Origin of the sequence: Companilactobacillus futsaii JCM 17355 (assembly GCF_001435505.1) — a bacterium.
In the GTDB taxonomy this organism is placed as follows: Bacteria; Bacillota; Bacilli; order Lactobacillales; family Lactobacillaceae; genus Companilactobacillus; species Companilactobacillus futsaii.
The window spans coordinates 1-2,939 of the sequence record NZ_AZDO01000057.1 but is presented as its reverse complement, the minus strand read 5'-3'; the positions used below and the strand labels follow the sequence as shown (position 1 = coordinate 2,939).

Below are 2,939 nucleotides of genomic sequence, written 5' to 3'. Positions count from 1 at the left end.
GTTTTTTTTATTTATTTTTTCTTAAGGTGGCTAACTTGATTATAAAATTCGCCTTTAGTATTAAATACTCAAATAGCTCTTTTTATTTTTACTTCCCTACAACTAACATCTTATGTGTTGTTTTAGATAAACTGATTGGCTTATCTGAAGTTACTAATACGTCATCTTCGATCCTAATACCACCGACATCAGGAATATAGATCCCTGGTTCACAAGTTCCTATCATCCCTGGTCGTAGTACATCTTCAGAAGTAGCGTTCATCAATGGCCTTTCACCGCCACCGATACCTAGACCATGTCCTAATCCATGAGTAAAGTATTCTCCATACCCTGCTTCAGAAATTTTCTCGGCCGCAAAGCTATGAATTTCTTTACCCAACTTATTAGGAACAAACTCTTGAATAGTAGCCTGTTGGATTGGTAAAAGGGTTTGATAAATATTCTTAAATTGATCAGTCAATTCACCAACACTAACAGTTCTAGTCATATCTGACTGATAACCATCTTTTACGATTCCAAAATCGAGCAGTAAAAAGTCGCGTTTACGAATAATTCTATCGGTTGCTCGACCATGTGGCATAGCAGTTCTTGCTCCAGAGGAAATTACTGGATCAAACGATACTCCTTCAGCCCCAAAGTCATAAACTAATTTGAACACCTGTCCTACGACTTCTTTTTCCGTCATCCCGATTTTTATTTTTTTTATTAACTCTGTAAAAATCCTATCCGTAATTGAGCAAGCATTTTGGACAAGTTCTATTTCCTTTTTATCCTTCACTGCTCTAATCAAGGGAATGGAATCATTTAAAGGTACGATTTCACATAAATTATCGATTGAATGGTATTGAGAATATGGGATTTCGGACTCAACAGCGATTTTTTTTACACCGTTATCTTTGATCCACTGCAGTACACCTTTAAAAACTCCACCTTGCAAGGTTACAACATTCTCATAACGATTAGTAAAAGGCTTAGCTGCAACTTCATATCTACCGTCCATAATTTGATAATTTCTATCCTTAGTTAAAACAAGCCAAACTCCACTACCAGTCAAAGCATCTAAATATATTTTGGTAGATTTTTGATTAATAATGATAGCTTCTACATCTAATTCATCTAATAAGCTGCAAACTTTCTCAATCTTTTTCATATTATCTCCTAGAAATCTAGATCTAAATCATCAAGTAAGTCTTCGTCTGCTAATGCTCCTTGTTTCTTATCATCTTTACTTTGTTCTTCTTTCAATTGATTCTTTTCAAGAACCTTGAAGAATGGTAGATAAACAAGTACTGCAAGAACTACTTGTAAAGCATTGACTAGAATAGAACGCCAATCTCCGGCTGTTAAGAATCCTTCGAAAAAGGCCCCAACATAAGGCGGAGTGAATACTGGTTTACTTAACCAACCTAATTTCATGAACATATATGGTAACTGTCCAACGATATTTCCACCGATAATAAACGGAATCATCATAACTGGATTCAAGATAACTGGTAAACCAAACAAGATTGGTTCATTGATACCAAACAAACAAGGTATTAGTGAAAGTTTCCCAATTTTACGATATTGGGCACTTTTTGAGAACATAGCCAACAAAACGACACCAATTGAAATACCAGCACCTGTAAATCCGAAGTAAGCGCTTACTGAACCTGGCGCATAAAAATGTGGAATTGCTTCTCCAGCACGTAATGCTTCGACGTTTTCAGCAAAGAATTGGTACATGATTGGTGATGTAATACCACTCAATACTGATGGATGAATACCAAAGAAGAAAAGCGTTAATTGAAGAATACCAAGAGCCCAAACTGTTCCCAGGCTATCCATACTACCAACCAATGGTCCAATTACGATTGAAAGCATATCTGGTGGTAGTGCTCCTGTTAATCCTAAACATAAACCACGAATAATAATAAATGTTCCACCCACAATCATGGCCGTAGGAATAATTTCAAAAGAGCTAGAAACAAAGTCTGGCACACCTTCTGGCATACTAATTGATAAATGGTGATTTTGACACCATCTATAAAGCTCAACCGTTACTAATCCAACTATGATAGCAACGAATAATCCTTTTGCACCAAAATTAGCTAGATCTGGTACGCCTTTTTTAAATTGAATCGTCAACATAACAAAGGCAAAAGTCGACATTCCGACACAACCAGGAATATACAATCCATAGTAATGTCCTAATCCGTAAGAAATAGTCATAACGGCATATAATGATAAGAATCCTAGTGAAAGTGTTACTGGTAAATCTAATAATTCTGCATTATTAATGATAAACTGACTAATAAAATTGTTTTTTCCAATCATGTTTGGCAATGCGGGTAAAATAGCAAAGATACTACCTAAAATTGTAAATGGTGTAAGTCCCATCATACCTGACTTGACAGCTTTTAAATGTTGATTATTATCTACTTTTTCAGCAACAGGCATGAAATATTTATTCATAAACGCTTGGAATTTATCAAACATGCTATTCATATTTCATTACTCCTTTGCTTTTTGTGCTTTTCTTTGGGCAATCAATGCCATTTTCATTGCTGTTGCTCCATCCATTTTTCCATATGTGTCTTTATCCATAATTGCATATGGAATTCCTTTTGGAGTCAAAATAGAACTAATATACTCTTCACGATGAGCGATTTGAGGGCCAATCAAAACTACATCAATATCCCCTTCTTCATCAGCCAATAAATCAGCTGAAATTGCTTCCATTTCAAAATCTTCAATATTTAATTTTTTACTTGCTCTGATAACATCTTTCATTTTTTCCATCATCATAGTAGTTGAAAAACCACCTGCACAACATAAAACGATTCTCATGATCTAATCCTCCTAATCCAAAAATTAAAAATTATATATTTCATCTATTTTTTCTTGGCGAATTTTATAATCAAGTTAGCCACCTTAAGAAAAAATAAATAAAAAAACAC

General features: G+C 34.6%; 3 protein-coding genes. All 3 read right to left on the bottom strand.

Features of this window, described 5'->3' with window-relative positions:
- Positions 1-88: 88 nt before the first annotated feature.
- From FC88_RS05460 to FC88_RS05450, 3 genes are read right to left on the bottom strand one after another with little or no spacing between them, the layout of a single operon-like run.
- The gene (locus FC88_RS05460) at positions 89-1,150 is read right to left on the bottom strand and encodes a M24 family metallopeptidase (protein WP_057813579.1); all 1,062 of its coding nucleotides are present in this window, start codon (positions 1,148-1,150) and stop codon (positions 89-91) included.
- Between the two features lie 8 nt (positions 1,151-1,158).
- The gene (locus FC88_RS05455) at positions 1,159-2,478 is read right to left on the bottom strand and encodes a PTS sugar transporter subunit IIC (RefSeq protein ID WP_057813581.1); all 1,320 of its coding nucleotides are present in this window, start codon (positions 2,476-2,478) and stop codon (positions 1,159-1,161) included.
- A 15-nt stretch (positions 2,479-2,493) separates the two neighbouring features.
- Positions 2,494-2,829, bottom strand: coding sequence for a PTS sugar transporter subunit IIB (locus tag FC88_RS05450; RefSeq protein ID WP_057813577.1), 336 nt, complete (start codon positions 2,827-2,829; stop codon positions 2,494-2,496).
- Between the last annotated feature and the right edge of the window lie 110 nt (positions 2,830-2,939).

Excerpts from the sequence above, each read along its gene's own strand:
- FC88_RS05460 (WP_057813579.1), bottom strand. The coding sequence starts at position 1,150 with ATGAAAAAGATTGAGAAAGTTTGCAGCTTATTAGATGAATTAGATGTA.
- FC88_RS05455 (WP_057813581.1), bottom strand. The coding sequence starts at position 2,478 with ATGTTTGATAAATTCCAAGCGTTTATGAATAAATATTTCATGCCTGTT.
- FC88_RS05450 (WP_057813577.1), bottom strand. The coding sequence starts at position 2,829 with ATGAGAATCGTTTTATGTTGTGCAGGTGGTTTTTCAACTACTATGATG.